Raw genomic sequence first — 18,305 nt, forward strand, 5'->3', positions numbered from 1 at the left:
TAGGATGTCATTATAGTTGTATCTCTAATACCGTCACATATGATTGCTGCCATCACTCTTTTTTTAGTGGTTTCCATTTCAGCCTTGATTACAAAAATCGCTACTATTGCGTTGGTCCATACCGGTCTCTCCACCGATAGTGCGAAATTCCAGTCGCGCTCAGCATATACAGGCGTTGGATTCACCACATCGGAATCTGAAAACATAATGAACCATCCTGTAAGAAGACGAATTATTTTCAATTTGATGATTATTGGTAATGCGGGTATTGTGACGGTCATGTCGTCACTGATATTAACATTTATATTGCCCGAAACCTTGGCGTCAAAACTATACGGCTTGTTGACTGTTGTAGTTGGGATGACTGTGATTTGGTTGGCTATAAGAAGTAAGTGGATTGACATTGCGCTTTCTGCACTCATTACTAGGGTGCTGAAACGTTACACCGATATCGATATTCAGGATTTTGCAGCGATTTTGCATTTAAAGGATGATTTTAAAATTAGTGAGAAGTTGATTGATCACGGTTCTTGGATGGTCAACAAGACCATAAGGGACCTTAATTTAAAACATGAAGGTCTTATCATATTGGGTGTTGATAGACGTGGTACTGGTTACTTAGGGTCACCTAATGGTGATGTCATGATATTGCCGATGGATGTGATAACCGTATATGGTAAATCAGCAGTGATTGTCAGTGTGTTTAAGCGAAAACGGGATTTTAGTGCAGAACTAGAACACAAGGCCTTTGTGAAAAAAGAGGAAGAACGTCTTGAAGCCCAAATACATCCTAAAAAAGATGGATGATAATGCATTAATTTAACAAAACTTTGAGGTAAATCCAATGGTCTGTCCAACCTGGATTATATCTTTGCAGGATGTTAATATGAATCATTTCTTTTGGAACGAAATATGGACTCATATCCAGATTTTGCACCAATAGGACTTGACCCAATCAGTAAAAATCGCCCATAAATTTTATCGTCGTATTGATGACACCAAAACTTTCAAATTCGGTCTTGTACCTCATGAGCTTTTCTGCAGGTCTGGTAGTGGCCAATTTGTATTACAACCAGCCTCTTTTAAACCTTATTTCGGAAACTTTTGGAGCTACTGAAGCTGCGGTGAGCAATGTGGCATTAGCAACACAGCTGGGCTATGCCTTTGGCTTGTTGTTTATTGTACCGTTGGGAGATAAACTCTCTAATCATAAAATTCTTCAATTTGATTTTATCCTTATGATTCTTGCACTTATTGCGGCAGGAATGTCCCAAACACTATTGGCTTTGATAGTCAGCAGTTTTTTTATAGGATTTACATCTGCAATCCCACAATTGTTTATTCCAATGGCAGCTCAAATGTCTGATGAACAGGGGAGGGGCCGTGCCATTGGTATCGTCATGAGCGGATTGTTGATTGGTATTTTGGGCAGTCGCATTATCAGTGGTTTTATTGGTGAAGAGTTTGGTTGGCGGGTCATGTATTACGCGGCCACAGTGTTGATGGCCATCCTGTTTGTCATTTTGAAGTGGAAGCTCCCTAATTTGAAACCAAATTATAATGGAAGCTATGGTGCTTTAATGATGTCTCTTTGGCATTATTTTAAAACAGAACCGTCATTACGTTTAGCGGCTTTAAGAGGGGCATTGGGTTTTGCCGGTTTAAGTGCGTTTTGGACAACTTTGGTTTTTCTTATGGAAGATTCCTTTGGATATGGAAGTGGAGTTACTGGAACCTTTGGAATCTTTGGAATCGTTGGAGCGCTTGGTGCAATAGTGGTTGGTAAATTAAGCGATAAAGTCAGTAAAAACAAAATCATTTTTTATTCTGGGATTTTGTTGGTGATTTCATGGGTCATTTTCTTGATGTCAGCTCAGTCCATTATAGGATTGATATTAGGTGTTGTTTTGGTGGATTTGGGATTACAGGCCTTACACATTACCAATCAGAATATTATTTTCTCGAAAAACCCTGATGCTCGTAACCGGGTCAACACTATATATATGGTCGGATTTTTTATAGGTGGAGCAATAGGTACCACCCTGGGCGCGATAGCTTGGCAACACTTGGGATGGAAGGGGGTAAGTTGGCTCGGCACACTTCTATCGGTTTTAATATTAATTGTACATCTTGCGTACAGTAAAAAACAATACAAAAACTCATGAAAACTACACTTAAATTGCTCGTCGTTTTGATCATATTAAATTTCCAAAATACACTGAATGCACAAGATTGGGAAACTCCAATGATTGAAGGCTATGGTAAAATTGTCCATTATGACGAGGCGCAGAACCAACCCGACCCATCCAAAGAATACAAAATAGTGTTTCATATCAAGGATGGGAAGGAGCGTGAGGGTGTTAACGAAGGTCTTTGGAAAATAGCAAGACTTATTAATCTTATGGGGAGTTATAAGGTGCCTCAAGAGAATTTAAAGATTGTTGCCATTATCAGCGGAACTGCAACACCGTTTGTGTTAACAGACAATGAACATCAAAGGAGAGAACAAAGAACCAACCCAAATCTTGACTTGTTAAGTAAGTTGAAACAACATAACGTAAAAATTTTAGTTTGCGGACAAGCTTTGGGCAAACATAGAATAGACCCAACTAAAGATCTCAACCCTTATATTGAGATGACGACATCGTCTCTCGTGGCGCTGCCCACTTATCAAATGGAAGGCTTTGTGCCTATGTTCTAGCAACTTTGATAAATCATCGTTTCGGAAATTATAACAAAACTTTAATAAATATTAGTTCGCTATGTTATGAACTAAGCGTATCTTTATGAAAAAGTTACAAATGGCCATTTCAGAAGAAAAACTAAAATTGATTGAAGAGATAGGTCTTGGTTTGGAAACAAGATTGCAAATAGCACCGCTTGCCGCTCGAATTTATGCTTTATTGACCTTGTCTTCCTATGAAGGATTGACCTTTGAGGAGATTCGTGAAATTGTGGGCTCCAGTAAAAGCTCGACATCGGTAAATTTGAATGTTTTAATACAATTAAAGCATATTGAATATTATACAAAGAGTGGTGATAGAAAACGTTATTTTAGAATCTCTAAATACTATCAATTGACCACATTAGAAGCAAATCTTCAATCATTGGAGAATGAAATCCATTTGGTTGAGAAAATTAATTCATACAATAAAATACATTTTCCAGAGAAATTCACAAATGAAAAATCCCTGGGGGATATTACGACAGACTATTTGAAAAAGATGCAAGCACTTGTTGCTGTTACCATTGAGAAAATCAAAGCTCATCAAGCTTCCGAAACATGATTAAATATCATTAACGGGATCGCTTTCAAGAGTAAAGTTTAACATTGGTTTATAATTATATAGTTCGTGATGTTATGAACTAACACTAAATTTATAGAAAACTCTTGATGTTAATGGAAATCTTAAAGTGCTGGGTTTTTTGAGGCACAGAGTTTTTCAATGAGGTTAATCAAATAATACTATTTCCTCTTTATTTACAGGAAGTTTGCTTATTGAGTAGTTGGATTTTGCTTAAGAATAATACCAATCAAACTATTCAGAATAAGAACAAGAATCAAAAACATAGAAATTAAATTAAAAACAACATAAACAATGAAAATTAAAATAGCCACAATCGCCCTTATCGCTTTCACTATCATGGGCTGTAATACTGGGAAGAAGACAAATTCAAATTTAGAAACTTCTGAAAATAACACCGACACAGCCGACTCAAAAAGTACAAATCAAGAGATGTCTATTGAAAATACGAAATGGATCATCACTACTTTAGACGGTCGGGACATGTCAGACCGTGAAAAGAATGGTCAGATTATTTATTTCACCTTAAACTCTGAAGACAATAGTGTCAATGGGTTTTCAGGATGTAATAGCTTTATGGGTACTTATACCTTGGAAGAAGGCAATCGGATTTCATTTTTGCAATTGGGGTCTACCCGAATGGCTTGCCCAGACGCCAAAATCAATGAGTCACAAATATTGAGCATTTTTGAAAATGCCGATAATTTCACTATTTCTGATGGTAAGTTGGCGCTTAATAAAGCAAAGAGGGCCCCATTGGCAGAATTTAAAAAAGGAGAAATGGACATTGATCCCATTGTTGGAAAATATTGGAAGTTGAAAACCTTGGAAGGCCAGAATATCACAATGGCAGACAACCAAGAACGTGAGATTTATTTCACATTAAAGTCTCAAGATAACAGAGTGACGGGATTTGCTGGTTGTAACACTATTAATGGAGAATATACTTTGGAAGAAGGCAATCGTATTCGGTTCAAAGGCATGTTGACCACTTTAAAAGCTTGCCCAGATGTTGATGTTGATGAATCAGCATTTCTTAAAGTCTTTGAACTTGCAGACAATTACACCATCGTAGATGATGTGTTGAGTTTAAACGTAGGCAGAAGAGCGCCTTTAGCAGTATTTGAAGCGGTTTATTTTGACTAACCTATTTAAAGGGATAGGACCAAGGAGTTTCGATAAAGTTTTATCGAGTTCAATTTAAAATCATGTAAATTATTAATCAATTTAAAACTTGAAAAATGAAGACAACCTTAAAAAAACTTAAAGACATCAGTTCGGAAAATTGTATTACCATCATCATGAATTCCCATAGGACGAAGCCTGATTATCTCAAAGACGAATTAATACTTAAAAACCATATCAAAGAAGTTGAAACACGACTTTTGGCAGATACGACCAAAAAGGATGCAACGAAATTAATTGACAAATTGCATGCGCTGGCCAAAGACATTGATCACAGTCGTAATTTGGACAGCTTATTGCTTTTTGTGAACCATGATGTAGCGGAGTATACACGATTGCCAATAAAAGTTGTAGATCGGGTAATCATTGATAATACATTCGCTACAAGAGATTTAGTGCGGTCTATCCACGCTGAATCCAACTATTACTTATTGGTTTTAAGCCAAGATAAAGCACGGTTGATTGAGGCATTAAATGACAAGGTCGTAAAGGAATTTGGATCGCCATTTCCTATGGAAAACGAACAGTCTTTTACCAAAAACAAAACTCAAGCTGCTGCAGCATCACGACAGTCAAGTTTGATTGGTGAATTTTTCAACAGAGTAGACAAGGAAGTGAATAGTATAAGAAAACAAAATCCGCTGCCAGTTTTAATTTCCACTGTTGAAGAAAATTATTCTGAATATTTAAAAGTCGCAGATGAAAAGCAGAGTATTTACGATACCTATTTAAACAAAAACAGAATGGCCGAAAAAGATCATGCCATCGTTTCTGAAGCTTACAGAATCATTGAAACCTACAATATCAAAAGAAACAATGATCGGAAGGCAGAATTGCTAAAAGCAGTATCTGAAAACAAATTCTTAAGTGACACTAATGACATTTGGAGAGCCATCTCCCAGGGGAAAATACAAACACTTTTTATCGAACAGGGTTTGTTTCAACCCGCTATTTTAGAAAATGACAAAATTGTGTATGTGTCAGAAGACCAAAGAACGGATAAAGATGTCATCGATGATATTTATGATGAGATGATTGAGATGAATATGGATTTTGGCGGTGATGTTGTATTCCTTCCCAAAGGAGAATTAGATAAATTTAACGGATTTGGCGCTGTTACGCGTTATTAAAAGTTTTGCAAATTAAAATAGGCATTGGTTTTAGTGAGTTCTTAAGCAAATGCCAATTTATTTTGTTTTCGAGTTTTTCGAGAAGTGTTGTCGATGTTGACACTTTTTATTGAAGAATGCTTGGCAACTTAATTTAATAGCTAATTGTCTGTAAGTCGTTTACAATCAAGTCTTTGTTCCCTGCCTACCGGCAGGAAGGTATTAGCATAGCGATCTTGATTCTATATCGAAAAAATGATTAATATTTAAATACTTTAAAAATGGATGTTCAGAAAAAATATATAGTAATTACCGGAGGAGCTGGTGGAATAGGGCAGGCGTGTGCTCAAGCTTTTAAGGATCAACCAATAATTATAACCGATTACTCACAGGATCAAGTTGATAAAACAGTCGCATCTTTGTTAAAAGACGGCTTTGATGTGTCTGGAATTTCTTGTGATATAACCGATAAAAATGATATAGATAAGCTTATCAAATTTGTCTCTGAAAAAGGTGGCCTAAAAGCTTTAGTCCACACTGCTGGTGTCAGTGGTACGGTTAAGGACCTGAAAAAAGTGTATACCATCGATTTGGTTGCCACCGAACTTTTGATTGATGCCTTTTACGAGCTTGCCGAAAAAGATTCGGTAGCAGTATTGCTTTCTTCCATGATGGGTCACGCCGTTCCTGCAAACGCAGAATATGATGAGGCACTTATCAATCCGCAAGCAACAGAATCCTTTGATATTGTAAGTAAGTTTGTGGACGGTTCATCAGACACGATGTACAATTTTGCAAAACGAGGTGTTCATTTGCTCACCCATAAAAATGTGAGTAAGTGGGGCGGAAAAGGTGCGCGAATAGTCACTGTTTCTCCTGGAGTCATTGAAACCCCAATGGCCTTGAAGGCCGCCGCAGAACATCCTGAACGAATGGAAAAGATAAAAGCGGCAACACCTTTAAAACGAAATGGTCAACCGAAAGATATTGCAGGAGTTGTTCATTTTTTAACCACTGATGCCGCCAGTTTTATTACGGGTACCGATATTTTGGTGGATGGTGGTGTTATTCAAAACATTAAAAAAATGGGATAGATTTTTTGTGATTAAAACACATCGTTATGGAGCATAACAAGATCATATGGACTGTAGGGCATTCAACCAGAACTCTTGAAGAGTTTTTGGCCTTGCTCAATAGTGACGAGATAGCACTGCTCATCGATGTACGACGCTTTCCTGGTTCGCGAAAATTCCCACAGTTTAATACAGAAACTCTTGAGTCCGCTTTACTTGAAAATGGAATTGATTACAGACATATAGAAGCTTTGGGTGGACGACGCAAGGCTTCCCAAGATTCTAAAAACACGGTATGGAATCACCCGTCCTTCAGAGGTTATGCCGATTATATGGAAACTTCTGAATTTAAGGATGCTTTCAAAACATTGGAGTCCTTGGCTTCTGAAAAAAGATGTGCCATCATGTGTTCTGAAGCCGTTTGGTGGCGTTGTCATCGTTCAATGATTTCAGATCAATTAAAAGCAAATGGTTGGAACGTCATTCATATTATGGGAGAAAATCAGCATCAAGAGCACCCATACACAAAACCGGCAAAAGTAGAAGATGGGCAACTGTTCTATCATTAAATAATAATGTCAATTAACGTCTCATGACAAAGAAAAATATTTTACTTACAGGTGCCTCCGGAACGGTGGGTTTTGAAGCTTTGAAACAGCTTATAGAAAAAGATAGATACACTATTTCGGTTTTTGATAAAAAGACAAAGCGTTCAGTAGAGAAATTAGAACCATTTGCCAATCAAATTGATCTTATTTATGGGGACATTTCAAATCCGAAGGACTTAAAGTCTTTTAAAAATATAGATGTAGTAATTCATTTAGCTGCTATCATTCCTCCATTGGCGGATGAGCATCCGGAGCATGCCAAAAAAGTAAATACGGAAGGTACCCATCATCTTATTAAACAATTGGAAGCGCATTCCCCAAAGGCATTTTTTATGTACAGTTCCAGTATTTCAGTCTATGGCGATCGTATTGAAAATCCGTATATACATGTTGGCGATACCCTTACTCCGAGTGAAGGAGATGCTTACGGCGAAACAAAAATCGCCTCAGAAAAATTAGTCGAAGAAAGCCATTTGGATTGGACCATTTTCAGGTTGGCCGCCATTATGGGCAATCATAAAATGAGCAAGTTGATGTTCCATCAGCCTTTACATACGGCTTTGGAAATTGCTACGCCACGAGATACGGCCCGCGCCTTTGTGAATGGCATTGAGAAGCAACAGGAGCTGTCCAAAAGGATTTTTAATTTGGGAGGAGGCGAAAGTTGCAGGATCAGTTATGAACATTTTTTGGAACGTTCTTTCGCAGTTTTCGGATTGGGAGCGGTCGATTTTCCGAAACATGCGTTTGCAGATAAAAATTTTCACTGTGGGCTTTATGCTGATGGCGATGATTTAGAGAATATTGTCCAGTTTAGAACGGATAGTTTGGAGGATCATTTTGAAATGGAGGCTAAAAAAGTATCCTCACTTAAAAAAACTGCTGCGACACTTTTTAAAAAGCCCATAAAATGGTTTTTGCTAAAAAAGTCAGAACCTTATCAAGCTTTTAAAACAAAAGATGCCAAACAAATGCACCATTATTTTAATCTAAAATCAAAACCATGAATATCTTAATTCTATATCTATCCTTTTTAACAAGCTTTTTCGGTAACGACAATCCGCAGTTGACCATTCACGTTCAAAATATTAAATCCTTAAAAGGCGAAATAATTATTGGCGTCTTTAATACGGATAAGGACTTTTTGAAAGACGGTGTGGCTATCAAAAATTATACAATCACTGTTGATAAAGCCACTGAAACTATTGTGATCAAAGATTTGCCAAAAGGTGAGTATGCCGTGTCCTTATATCATGATGAAAATTCTGATAAGGAGTGCAACCGTAACTTCCTTGGAATTCCAAAGGAAGGTTATGGCTTTTCAAACAATGTAAAACCAAAGTTTTCGGCGCCGTCCTATGAGGACTGTAAGTTTACATTGGCAGAAAATAAGGTCTTAGATATTGCATTACGGCACTAATCACAAAGTAATCCCTTTATTATCGCTAAGCTGATTCACGTCATTGATATGATCTGTTATTCGATTTAACTTAGCTTTTAATAATCAACGACTTAGAAGTTTAAATTAATACATTAAAAATTAAAATTATGGAACCAACTTTCTTAAAATCAATCAAAAGCGCCATCAAACATTGGTATATTCCTTTACTTGTAGGGATATTTTTTATCATTGTCAGTGTTGTGGCATTTACTTCGCCAGGAAGTTCACTGCTCACCTTGTCCCTTCTTTTTGCCTTATCGTTTTTATTTGGCGGCATTTCAGAGACGGTCTTTTCAATAGTCAATAGACACCAGTTGGAAAATTGGGGCTGGTCTTTGGCATTCGGGATTCTTACTTTTATTGTAGGAATTTCCCTCATGAGCCATCCTGCACTTTCTATCAGCGTCATGGCATTCTATATCGGCTTTATCATCCTTTTTCGATCGGTTTCTGCCATCGGATTTGCTATGGACGTCAAACGATATGGCGATAAAAATTGGGGCGTATTATTGGTATTGGGAATTTTGGGAACTATTTTTTCCTTTATCCTTATTTGGAATCCAGTGTTTGCAGGAATGAGTATGGTGGTCCTGATAGCATTGAGCTTCATGTTTGCAGGACTCTTTAGTATAGCTTTAGCGTTTCAGCTTAAAAGATTGCACAAATCGTCTAAAAAGATATCTGCAGAACTGAGAAAGCGTTACGACGATTTAGTGAAAGATATCGATAGGGAGTGGTACTCATAATACTTGGTGTCCTTTGTAAATAAATGAATCAAAGGCGCCGTTATCACAGTGGCTACAAAAGAATCTTAACGAAAAAATCAATAATTATCTTTCAGGAGATTTGATTTCCTGACTTTAATTGCCAGTGTAAACCTAAAAAAATCAGATATGAACATAAGAAGAGCAACTTTAGAAGACCTTGAATCAGTGCACCAAATCGAAACTTTAAGTTTTAACGATGGAAGTTATCCAGCATTTGTTTTAAGGCAGTTGTTTGATATTTCCGCTGAGTACTTTTTGGTAGCTGAAGAGGAGGGAAAGGTTATTGGTTATGTGCTGGGCAATATCAATAAAAACACAAATCAGGGATGGGTGCTGTCATTAGGTGTTCACCCTGAAGCGCGAGGTAAAAAACTGGGAAAGCTCCTCACAAAAAAACTTGTTGACCTCCTTGAGAATGATTTAAGCACCGAAATCTGTTTGACGGTTCATCCCGATAATGCATCGGCGAAAAAAATATATGAGGATCTTGGATTTAAATCGGTGAAAACTTTCGATAATTATTATAATGATCTTGAAACACGGTTATTAATGAAGAAGCAACTCATCACTTTAAGATTTAACGCATAAGCAACATCATCTATGAAACCTTCCATTTGCATTGTTTTAGTGCTGACCTTGTTTTTTAACTGTAAAGACAGCGAAAAAATGAATGTTACTGAAGAAAAGTCCTCCGAAAGTTCTCAACTATTCTATAACGGCGATATCATTACAATGGCCTCCGATCAGGAAGAATATGTAGAAGCAATAGTTGAGGAGAATGGCAAGATTGTTTTTGTTGGAAGTCAGAAAGATGCCGAATCAAAATATGGATATGCCAATAAAATAGACCTTAACGGAAAAACCTTATTGCCAGGGTTTATCGATCCGCACAGTCACTTTGGGATGGTTTCCAATACGATGGGGCAAGTTGATCTTAATCCAAAACCAGTAGGAACGGTGGTCAACATTGACGATATTTTAAAGAAATTAGAAGCGTTCAAAGAGGAGCGCAACATTCCAGACGACGAATGGATTTTTGGTTGGGGTTATAATGATGGTCAATTAGCTGAAAAATGCCATCCTACCAAAAGAGACATTGATAAAGTATTGCCAAATAATCCAGTGTATTTACAACATACCAGCGGACACATGGGTGTTGCGAACAGTTTGGCCCTTGAAAAATTGAATGTCAATGCAGAAAGCAAAAGTCCTGAAGGTGGCAACATCGAGCGTTTTCCAAATTCAAAAGAACCGACTGGATTGGTGCAAGAAACCGCCATGTATCCTTTTGTAGGCAATATGCTTGAGATTTTGGCGAAGGATCAGGCAACCTATTTTGGGACAACACAAGAGTATTATGCGTCCAATGGCATTACTACCGCACAAGACGGAATGACCGATAGAAATACGATTCGATTTTTTCAATCGCAAGCCGATGCGGAAAAATTAAACATTGATCTGGTCTCATTGGCAGGTTATGCCGAATTGGATAGCAATGTTCAAGACAGTTCTCTGCATTTCAAAAAATATAAAAACGGTTTTAAAGTTCAGGGCACAAAAATCGTAGCCGATGGCTCTCCTCAAGGAAAGACGGCATATTTCACGAAGCCTTATCTGACTGAGGTTCCAGGTTGCCAAGATGATTGTCGAGGCTTGCCAAGTTTATCACAAGAAACTATAAACGCCCTGTTTCTTACCGCTTATGAAAATGAAAATCAATTGTTCATTCATTGCAATGGCGATGCCACTGTGGATATGATTGTTGAAGCACATGAACATGCCTGTAAGCAATTAGGCCAAGCTTTGGATAAAGACCGGAGAACTATAATCATTCATGCACAGTTTGCGCGTCCAGACCAGCTGGAAATATTTGTGAAATACAAGATGGAACCGTCATTTTTCACCAATCACGCGTTCTTTTGGGGTGATGTCCACGTAGAAAATTTAGGAAAAGAACGAGCAGATTTTTTAAGTCCGATGGTTTCCGCCAAGAAATTAGGTTTAAAGCCCACAAATCATTCCGATGCTACGGTAACACCAATCGATCCGATTTTCACGATTTGGTCTGCAGTAAATCGCGTGTCACGTTCAGGAACCATCATTGGTGAAGGTGAGAGAACAACGCCATACCTAGCTATACAGGCCATTACCAGCAATGCCGCCTATGAGCTTTTTGAAGAGAACTTAAAAGGCTCTTTATCTGAAGGTAAATTGGCGGATTTCGTGATTTTAGATAAAAATCCTCTAAAAGAGGAACCTATGGACATCAAAAACATTCAGATTTTGGAAACGATAAAAGAAGGAAAGACGGTGTTTAAAAAGAAATTGGATATCGCTTCAAAGTAGCGTTTCAATAATGTTCTTAGTTTTTTCATTACAACCATCGGTAAGCAACAACAATAATGATTTAAAGATAGACCTACAAGGTTTTGAAAACCTTGCAGGATGGAAACCTTGCAGGATTTAAACCTTGCAGGACGGAAACCATTATTGTTATCCCAATAAATAATAACAATAATAAATAATCAATCATACAGTGGAAATATCAAAACTATTTGACTTAAAAGGAAAAACTGCCATAGTCACAGGCGGTGCAAATGGAATAGGGAAGGCAACAGCGTTGTTATTGGCAAAACACGGTGCCAATATATCCATCGGCGATTTCAATTTGGAAGATGCCAAAAAAACAGCTAAAGAAATTGAAGCCTTGGGGGTCAAAGCAATTGCAGTGTCCTGTAATGTTTTAAAGGACGACGATTTAGTCAATCTTATAAACACTACGGTAAAGGAATTGGGTGGCATCCACATTTTAATAAATAACGCTGGCGGTGGTGGTGGCGGTCGTGAAAATCCGTTCAAAATCTCTGTTGACGATATCAAACGCGATTATGAACTCAATGTTTTCAGTGGTTGGAGGTTGTGTCAATTGGCAGTGCCACACATGAAAAAGGAAGGTTATGGCTCTATTGTATTTACAACCTCAATGTCAAGCATAAATAAAAGTCCAAACATGAGTGGTTATGGCATTTCAAAAGCAGCAGTCAATCATACCGTTGCCAATTTGGCCCATGATTTTGGACCTGAAGTACGCATCAATGCCGTTGGTCCAGGAGCAACTCGAACGGCGGCTTTAGAGAGTGTATTGACCCCAGAAATTGAAGCCACCATGTTAAAGCATACGCCAATCAAGCGTTTGGGAACTGCAGAAGATATTGCTGGTGCGATGTTGTATTTTGCGGCGCCAATTTCGGAGTGGGTGAGTGGTCAAACACTTTTTGTGAATGGCGGTGGAGAGCAAACCTTAGAATAATCAATTTAAATACGATTGAGGCACAGCAAATTTTAAAACATACTTATATTTGCCGCGGTCGAAAATCGTAGAGAGTTCTGCTTTATGATTTTCGACTGTGATTTTTAGAGATGATCTAATTTTATGGTGATTGGTGCGCAAGTGATAGGCATTTTTATCATAGAAACAAAGAAAAGCTATACCTCGATAAAACTATGCAACCAATGGCTAAATTATTAAATAATCGATGGTTTTTATTCATCGTAATTTCCCTCACTTGGGGAAGTTCCTTCATTTTGGTTAAAAAGTCTTTACTCGGATTTTCTCCATATGAGATTGGTGCCATTCGGGTTGCTATTTCAGGATTGTTACTTAGTTTTATTGGTCTCCCGGCCATTTTTAAAATGCCTCGTAAAACCTTGTTTTGGGTGATTGCTGCAGGATTCTTCGGAAATTTTTTGCCCATGTTTCTGTTTCCTATAGCCCAACAGAAAGTGAGCAGCTCATTAGCGGGAATTCTAGACGCCTTGTTTCCTATGTTCGTTTTAGCCTTTGGGTTTCTGTTTTTTGGAATAAAAAGCAGATGGTCTCAAGTGTTGGGTGCGGTCATAGGGTTTTTGGGAGCAGCAAGTCTTATTTATTTTTCTGAGGCCAATACCGACAGCTCTCAATTTTGGTACGCCATGATTGTGGTCTTGGCAGGTGCTTCTTATGGAATCAATGCCTTGTTGATAAAGGAGAAAATTCCCAATCTATCTTCCATCAAATTAACTGCCGCCGTGTTTACGTTTTGGGCTATTCCTTCCTTTGTCATATTGTTTTTTACGGACCTGTTCCAAAATTTTGAATGGACTCCAGAAAGGACTGAAGCCATGGGTTATCTCGGATTTTTAAGCATTTTTGGCACTGCAGTAGCAATGTCTTTATATTATAAACTCATTCAAAATACATCGCCTGTTTTTGCAAGTTCCGTGAGTTATGTATTGCCTATTGTAGCTATCATCTGGGGGGTATTGGATGGAGAGAAATTTACATTTTGGTATCTCATTGGCGCTGTTTTGATTGGAATAGGAATCTACCTCATTCGTGAAAAGAAAAAAGAACCGTATTTGGCGCCTCCCAAATAATCGTGTTGTAAGCATATGTCATAAGTCTTTGTGCCTTACCTGTTTCTTCAACGGCGTGGTATAGGTGTAGCGGAGATTGCTGAGTTTGTCTAAGCATCTTACTTCTGTATTGGAAAACAATGTTTAACATCCTGTTTCTCGCCGCACTTTTAAAAAAGAACTCAAGTTTTATGATTTCTTTATGGTTGATAATTTGCGAGAACATTCAAATTTCATTATATTATCCGTTTCAGAAAAATGACGCCAAAACTTCGGTTTTGCTCCTTGATTTTCAGGAGGCTTGCGTTATTTTTTTTTGCTGCAATACCGCAGCTTTCAGCAAAAAATTTAATTATTAATTGTCTGTGAATCATTCTTGGATAAGTATGATGTTTACAGGCGTAAAATCTATAAATATATATGAGTATCAAGCGAAAAACGAACAGAAAGCGCGTTGGAATCATTGGTGCTGGTCCGAGTGGATTGGCACAACTGAGGGCTTTTGAAGCCGCAAAGCATGCAGGATTGGAAGTGCCAGAAGTGGTATGCTTTGAGAAACAGAGTAATTGGGGCGGCATGTGGAACTATTCTTGGCGTACCGGTGTCGGAAAATATGGGGAACCTATCCATGGCAGTATGTACAAGTATTTATGGTCTAACGGTCCAAAAGAGTGTTTGGAGTTTTCGGATTATTCATTTGATGAGCACTTTAAAAAACCAATCTCATCCTATCCTCCAAGACCTGTATTGTTTGATTATATCCAAGGACGGATCAAGAAGAATAAAATTCGTGATTATATCCGATTTGACACCACTGCACGTTGGGTGAATTACAATGACGAAACTGAGAAATTTGAGGTGGTTTTTGACGATTTGAAAATTGATAAAACTTACACCGAAGAGTTTGATTATCTCGTGGTGGCTTCGGGACATTTTTCGACACCAAATATGCCTTATTTTAAGGGTATTGAACAATTTCCAGGCCAAGTGATGCATGCGCACGACTTTAGGGGTGCCGACCCATATAAGGATCAAGATATCTTAATTATAGGCAGTAGCTACTCGGCAGAAGATATTGGCGTACAGTGCCACAAACACGGTGCAAAATCAGTGACTTTGAGTTATAGAAGCAATCCGATTGGTGTCAATTGGCCAGAAGGAATCAAGGAAGTGCCGTTATTGACACATTTTGAAGATGATATCGCACACTTTAAAAATGGTACTACCGAAAGATATGATGCGGTTATTATGTGTACGGGATACCAACATAAATTTCCGTTCTTACCAGATCAATTTCGTTTAAAAACCAAAAACAATCTCTATCCGGATCATTTGTATAAAGGTGTTTTCTTTAATAATCTACCCAAATTGATTTATCTAGGAATGCAAGACCAGTATTATACTTTTAATATGTTCGATACCCAAGCTTGGCTTGCAAGAGATTATATGATGGACAGGTTTGAGATGCCATCAAGAAGAGAGCGACGTGTGGATATAGACCGATGGTTGGAAGCCAACGATAAGTTGGAGACCAGTTTTGACCATGTCGATTTTCAAGGTGCTTATATCAAAGATTTGTTGAATCTTTCCGATTATCCGGACTTTAATGTGGATGAGGTAGGAGTAATGTTTAAGGAATGGCTTAAAGATAAAGATGAAAATATTTTAACCTATCGCGACAAAACCTTTAGAAGTGTTGTGACCGGTACGATGGCAGAAACACACCATACCGAATGGATGGATGAGTTGGATGACAGCAAGGAACGGTATTTATATCAGGAAGAAAGTGAAGAGGCTTTAGAGGAAGTTGTTGAAAAACAGCCAGTATAAGCTTGCTGAACTTTAGATCGCCAAATACATAATATTTAGGCCTCACAATTGCCGATGCTTTCGGAACTGTGAGGCCTTTTTTTAACGGTAAATCCACTATAGGATAGAAAAAATATCTTAATTTAACCAAATAAACGCTGTCTTGACTCTATGAATTGGATAATATTCGCAGAAATTGCCTACGCACTTTTGGTGATTTTCGTTATTTTGAGAGTGCTGCTTGATACGCGGAGCAGTACAAAAGCTTTAGCATATATCCTTTTTATCATCTTTGTCCCGTTTATTGGAATGATATTTTATTTTGCGGTGGGAATCAATTACCGTAAACGAAAACTTTATTCTAAAAAAATTGTTGACGATGAGCCTTTCCGGAAAAGTATTAAGGAGAGAATGAACATCTATTCAGAATCCATAAGCAATTCAGGATTGGTAGCATCAGAATATCAGAACTTATCTGAGTTTATTCTTCGTTCAGGATTCAGCCCGTTAACAGCAAACAACAACGTAAAATTACTTGTCAATGGCGAAGAAAAGTTTCCAGAATTATTAAGAGCCTTAGAAAGTGCCAAATCGCATATTCATTTAGAGTACTATATTTATGAAGACGATTTCACGGGTAATTCCGTAGCAGATGTCTTGATCAAAAAAGCACAGGAAGGCGTTGAGGTCCGATTTATGTATGATGATTTTGGCAGTCGCCTCGGAAGGGCATTCATCAAAAAATTGGAAGATGCGGGGGTTCAAACGATACCTTTTTACAGAATTATCTGGTACGCTTTTGCCAACCGCCTCAATTATCGAAATCACCGGAAAATTATTATAATTGACGGTACAATCGGATTCGTTGGAGGCATCAATATGAGTGATCGGTACCGAAACGATTTGAAGAAGGACAATCATTTATATTGGCGTGACACTCATTTAATGATTGAAGGCCAAGCCACAGCTTATTTACAGTATTTGTTCCTGTGCGATTGGAATTTTTGTAGCCCAAACCGTTTCGAATATGACAAGGTTTATTTTCCTGACCAGACCAAACATGAGACTATAGAAGATGATGTTGTGCAGATAGCTGCTTCAGGACCGGATAGTCCACAGCCCGTTATTTTTTATTCATTATTGGAGGCTATTGGCTCTGCAAAGAAGAATATTTATATCGCAAGTCCGTATTTTATTCCTGGGGAAAGTTTGATGGACGTCTTGATCATCGCCGTTCAGAGTGGGTTGGATGTCAAAATTGTAATTCCTGGAAAATCAGATTCCAAAATGGTCGACGCTGCAGCACGAGCCTATTATACCGAACTACTTAAATTTGGTGCCCAAATTTACAAATACAACAAAGGCTTTATTCATGCTAAAACTATGGTTATTGACGATAATCTTGCAATAATAGGGTCGGCAAATATGGATTACAGGAGTTTTGACCTCAATTTTGAAGTCAATGCCATGGTGTATAGTAAAGAAATCACCAAGCAGCTCACTGCGGTATTTGAAAAAGATTTGAACGATTCTGAACTCATAGATGCGGAACAATGGCTCAGCCGTCCTAAATACATGAAATTGTGGGAAAGAATGGTGCGCCTGTTGTCGCCTTTTCTCTGAAAATCAAAGGAGTTTTGGGACTTCCTTTGGTTGTTACTGTGTTGTGATATCTGGAATGAAGGGAAGTTTTCAAGAATAAATCAAGAAATTCATGATCCGTCGGTACGGGTGGATAAAGCCATAAGGTTCGAATAAGAAATTGTGTTGTCAATCGAAACAAGCATCAAAATATTAAAACCCACCGATGGGAATAAATTAAAATAGAAAACATGAAAAATTTAAAAAATCAAGTTGTTATAGTCACAGGTGGAGCGGCTGGAATAGGAGGAGCCATCACGACGGTTTTGGCAGAAAGAGGTGCAAGCATTGTAGCGGTAGATCTTAACGAAGAAGCGGGCAAGGAAAAAGCAGCATCAAATCCAGAACAGATTGCCTTTTTAAAAGGTGATATCTCGAAAGAATCGGTCGCTAAGGAGGCTGTTAAAATGGCTATTGCCAAATTCGGGAAGTTGACTGGATTGGTTAATAATGCACACGCTTCAAGACAAAAACCTTTGATGGAACTGACAGAAGAGGATTGGGCATTGTCTATGAATACAGGATTGACCGGGACGTTGAATTTTATGAAAGCTGCCTATCCTGAACTTAAAAAAACAAAAGGTGCCATTGTCAATTTCGGATCAGGTGCCGCATTGCTCGGACAAAAAAATCAGGCAAGTTATGCCGCAGCCAAAGAAGCTATCCGCGGCTTGTCGCGTGTGGCAGCCAATGAGTGGGCAGGGGATGGCATAAGAGTTAATATTGTATGCCCGCTAGCATTTACAGAAGGTGTTGCTCAATGGAAAGAAGCCCATCCTAAACAATATGAAGAAGTAGCAGGGAAAAATCCGATGAACCGCTTTGGCGATCCAGAAAAGGATATTGCACCGGTTGTGGCATTTCTTTTAAGTGACGACAGTCAGTATATGACCGGACAGACGCTCATGGCAGATGGTGGCGATATTAAACTAACCTAATCTCATGCTGGCAAACAATGAGGTTTTATGCCCT

Annotated in this window: 18 protein-coding genes; all 18 read left to right on the forward strand. The window is 38.2% G+C overall.

Annotated features, from left to right (window positions below):
* The first annotated feature begins 39 nt into the window (after window positions 1-39).
* The 18 genes from G6N06_RS11325 to G6N06_RS11410 all read left to right on the forward strand — a co-directional run bounded on the left by G6N06_RS11325 (window position 40) and on the right by G6N06_RS11410 (window position 18,271).
* The gene (locus G6N06_RS11325; RefSeq protein WP_163516859.1) at window positions 40-807 is read left to right on the forward strand and encodes a TrkA C-terminal domain-containing protein; all 768 of its coding nucleotides are present in this window, start codon (window positions 40-42) and stop codon (window positions 805-807) included.
* Between the two features lie 185 nt (window positions 808-992).
* Window positions 993-2,165, forward strand: a complete 1,173-nt coding sequence (locus G6N06_RS11330) for an MFS transporter (RefSeq protein ID WP_163516860.1) — start codon at window positions 993-995, stop codon at window positions 2,163-2,165.
* Window positions 2,162-2,701, forward strand: coding sequence for a DsrE family protein (locus G6N06_RS11335; RefSeq protein WP_163516861.1), 540 nt, complete (start codon window positions 2,162-2,164; stop codon window positions 2,699-2,701). The genes G6N06_RS11330 and G6N06_RS11335 overlap by 4 nt, the downstream gene beginning before the upstream one ends.
* 85 nt (window positions 2,702-2,786) lie before the next feature.
* Window positions 2,787-3,287: a GbsR/MarR family transcriptional regulator gene (locus G6N06_RS11340; RefSeq protein ID WP_240338047.1), complete on the forward strand. Its 501-nt coding sequence runs from the start codon at window positions 2,787-2,789 to the stop codon at window positions 3,285-3,287.
* 312 nt (window positions 3,288-3,599) lie between these two features.
* A complete protein-coding gene (locus tag G6N06_RS11345; RefSeq protein ID WP_163516862.1) occupies window positions 3,600-4,451 on the forward strand; it encodes an META domain-containing protein in 852 nt (283 codons plus the stop codon).
* Window positions 4,452-4,546: 95 nt separating this feature from the next.
* Window positions 4,547-5,620 carry an AOC03_06830 family ribosome hibernation factor gene (locus G6N06_RS11350; protein ID WP_240338048.1) on the forward strand — a complete coding sequence of 358 codons (1,074 nt, stop codon included), beginning with the start codon at window positions 4,547-4,549 and terminating at the stop codon, window positions 5,618-5,620.
* 260 nt (window positions 5,621-5,880) lie between these two features.
* On the forward strand, window positions 5,881-6,693 hold the full coding sequence (locus G6N06_RS11355; RefSeq protein ID WP_163516863.1) for an SDR family oxidoreductase: 813 nt from the start codon (window positions 5,881-5,883) through the stop codon (window positions 6,691-6,693).
* Between the two features lie 26 nt (window positions 6,694-6,719).
* Entirely contained in the window at window positions 6,720-7,241 is a 522-nt protein-coding gene (locus G6N06_RS11360; RefSeq protein WP_163516864.1) for a DUF488 domain-containing protein, read from the forward strand.
* Window positions 7,242-7,264: 23 nt separating this feature from the next.
* Complete coding sequence (locus G6N06_RS11365) at window positions 7,265-8,287, forward strand: NAD-dependent epimerase/dehydratase family protein (RefSeq protein ID WP_163516865.1); 1,023 nt, start codon at window positions 7,265-7,267, stop codon at window positions 8,285-8,287.
* Entirely contained in the window at window positions 8,284-8,700 is a 417-nt protein-coding gene (locus G6N06_RS11370) for a DUF2141 domain-containing protein (RefSeq protein ID WP_163516866.1), read from the forward strand. Before G6N06_RS11365 ends, G6N06_RS11370 begins: the two co-directional genes overlap by 4 nt.
* A 128-nt stretch (window positions 8,701-8,828) precedes the next feature.
* Window positions 8,829-9,467, forward strand: a complete 639-nt coding sequence (locus G6N06_RS11375) for an HdeD family acid-resistance protein (protein ID WP_163516867.1) — start codon at window positions 8,829-8,831, stop codon at window positions 9,465-9,467.
* 147 nt (window positions 9,468-9,614) lie between these two features.
* A complete protein-coding gene (locus G6N06_RS11380) occupies window positions 9,615-10,076 on the forward strand; it encodes a GNAT family N-acetyltransferase (RefSeq protein ID WP_163516868.1) in 462 nt (153 codons plus the stop codon).
* 12 nt (window positions 10,077-10,088) lie between these two features.
* On the forward strand, window positions 10,089-11,834 hold the full coding sequence (locus G6N06_RS11385) for an amidohydrolase (RefSeq protein WP_163516869.1): 1,746 nt from the start codon (window positions 10,089-10,091) through the stop codon (window positions 11,832-11,834).
* 190 nt (window positions 11,835-12,024) lie between these two features.
* Window positions 12,025-12,798, forward strand: coding sequence for a glucose 1-dehydrogenase (locus G6N06_RS11390; RefSeq protein ID WP_163516870.1), 774 nt, complete (start codon window positions 12,025-12,027; stop codon window positions 12,796-12,798).
* A gap of 203 nt (window positions 12,799-13,001) precedes the next feature.
* Complete coding sequence (locus G6N06_RS11395) at window positions 13,002-13,904, forward strand: DMT family transporter (protein ID WP_163516871.1); 903 nt, start codon at window positions 13,002-13,004, stop codon at window positions 13,902-13,904.
* 399 nt (window positions 13,905-14,303) lie between these two features.
* A complete protein-coding gene (locus G6N06_RS11400) occupies window positions 14,304-15,713 on the forward strand; it encodes a trimethylamine monooxygenase (RefSeq protein ID WP_163516872.1) in 1,410 nt (469 codons plus the stop codon).
* 150 nt (window positions 15,714-15,863) lie between these two features.
* Complete coding sequence (gene cls, locus G6N06_RS11405; RefSeq protein WP_163516873.1) at window positions 15,864-17,315, forward strand: cardiolipin synthase; 1,452 nt, start codon at window positions 15,864-15,866, stop codon at window positions 17,313-17,315.
* Between the two features lie 209 nt (window positions 17,316-17,524).
* A complete protein-coding gene (locus G6N06_RS11410; protein WP_163516874.1) occupies window positions 17,525-18,271 on the forward strand; it encodes an SDR family NAD(P)-dependent oxidoreductase in 747 nt (248 codons plus the stop codon).
* Window positions 18,272-18,305 lie beyond the last annotated feature (34 nt).

Origin of the sequence: Gelidibacter japonicus, from assembly GCF_010725055.1 — a bacterium.
Lineage (GTDB): Bacteria > Bacteroidota > Bacteroidia > Flavobacteriales > Flavobacteriaceae > Gelidibacter > Gelidibacter japonicus.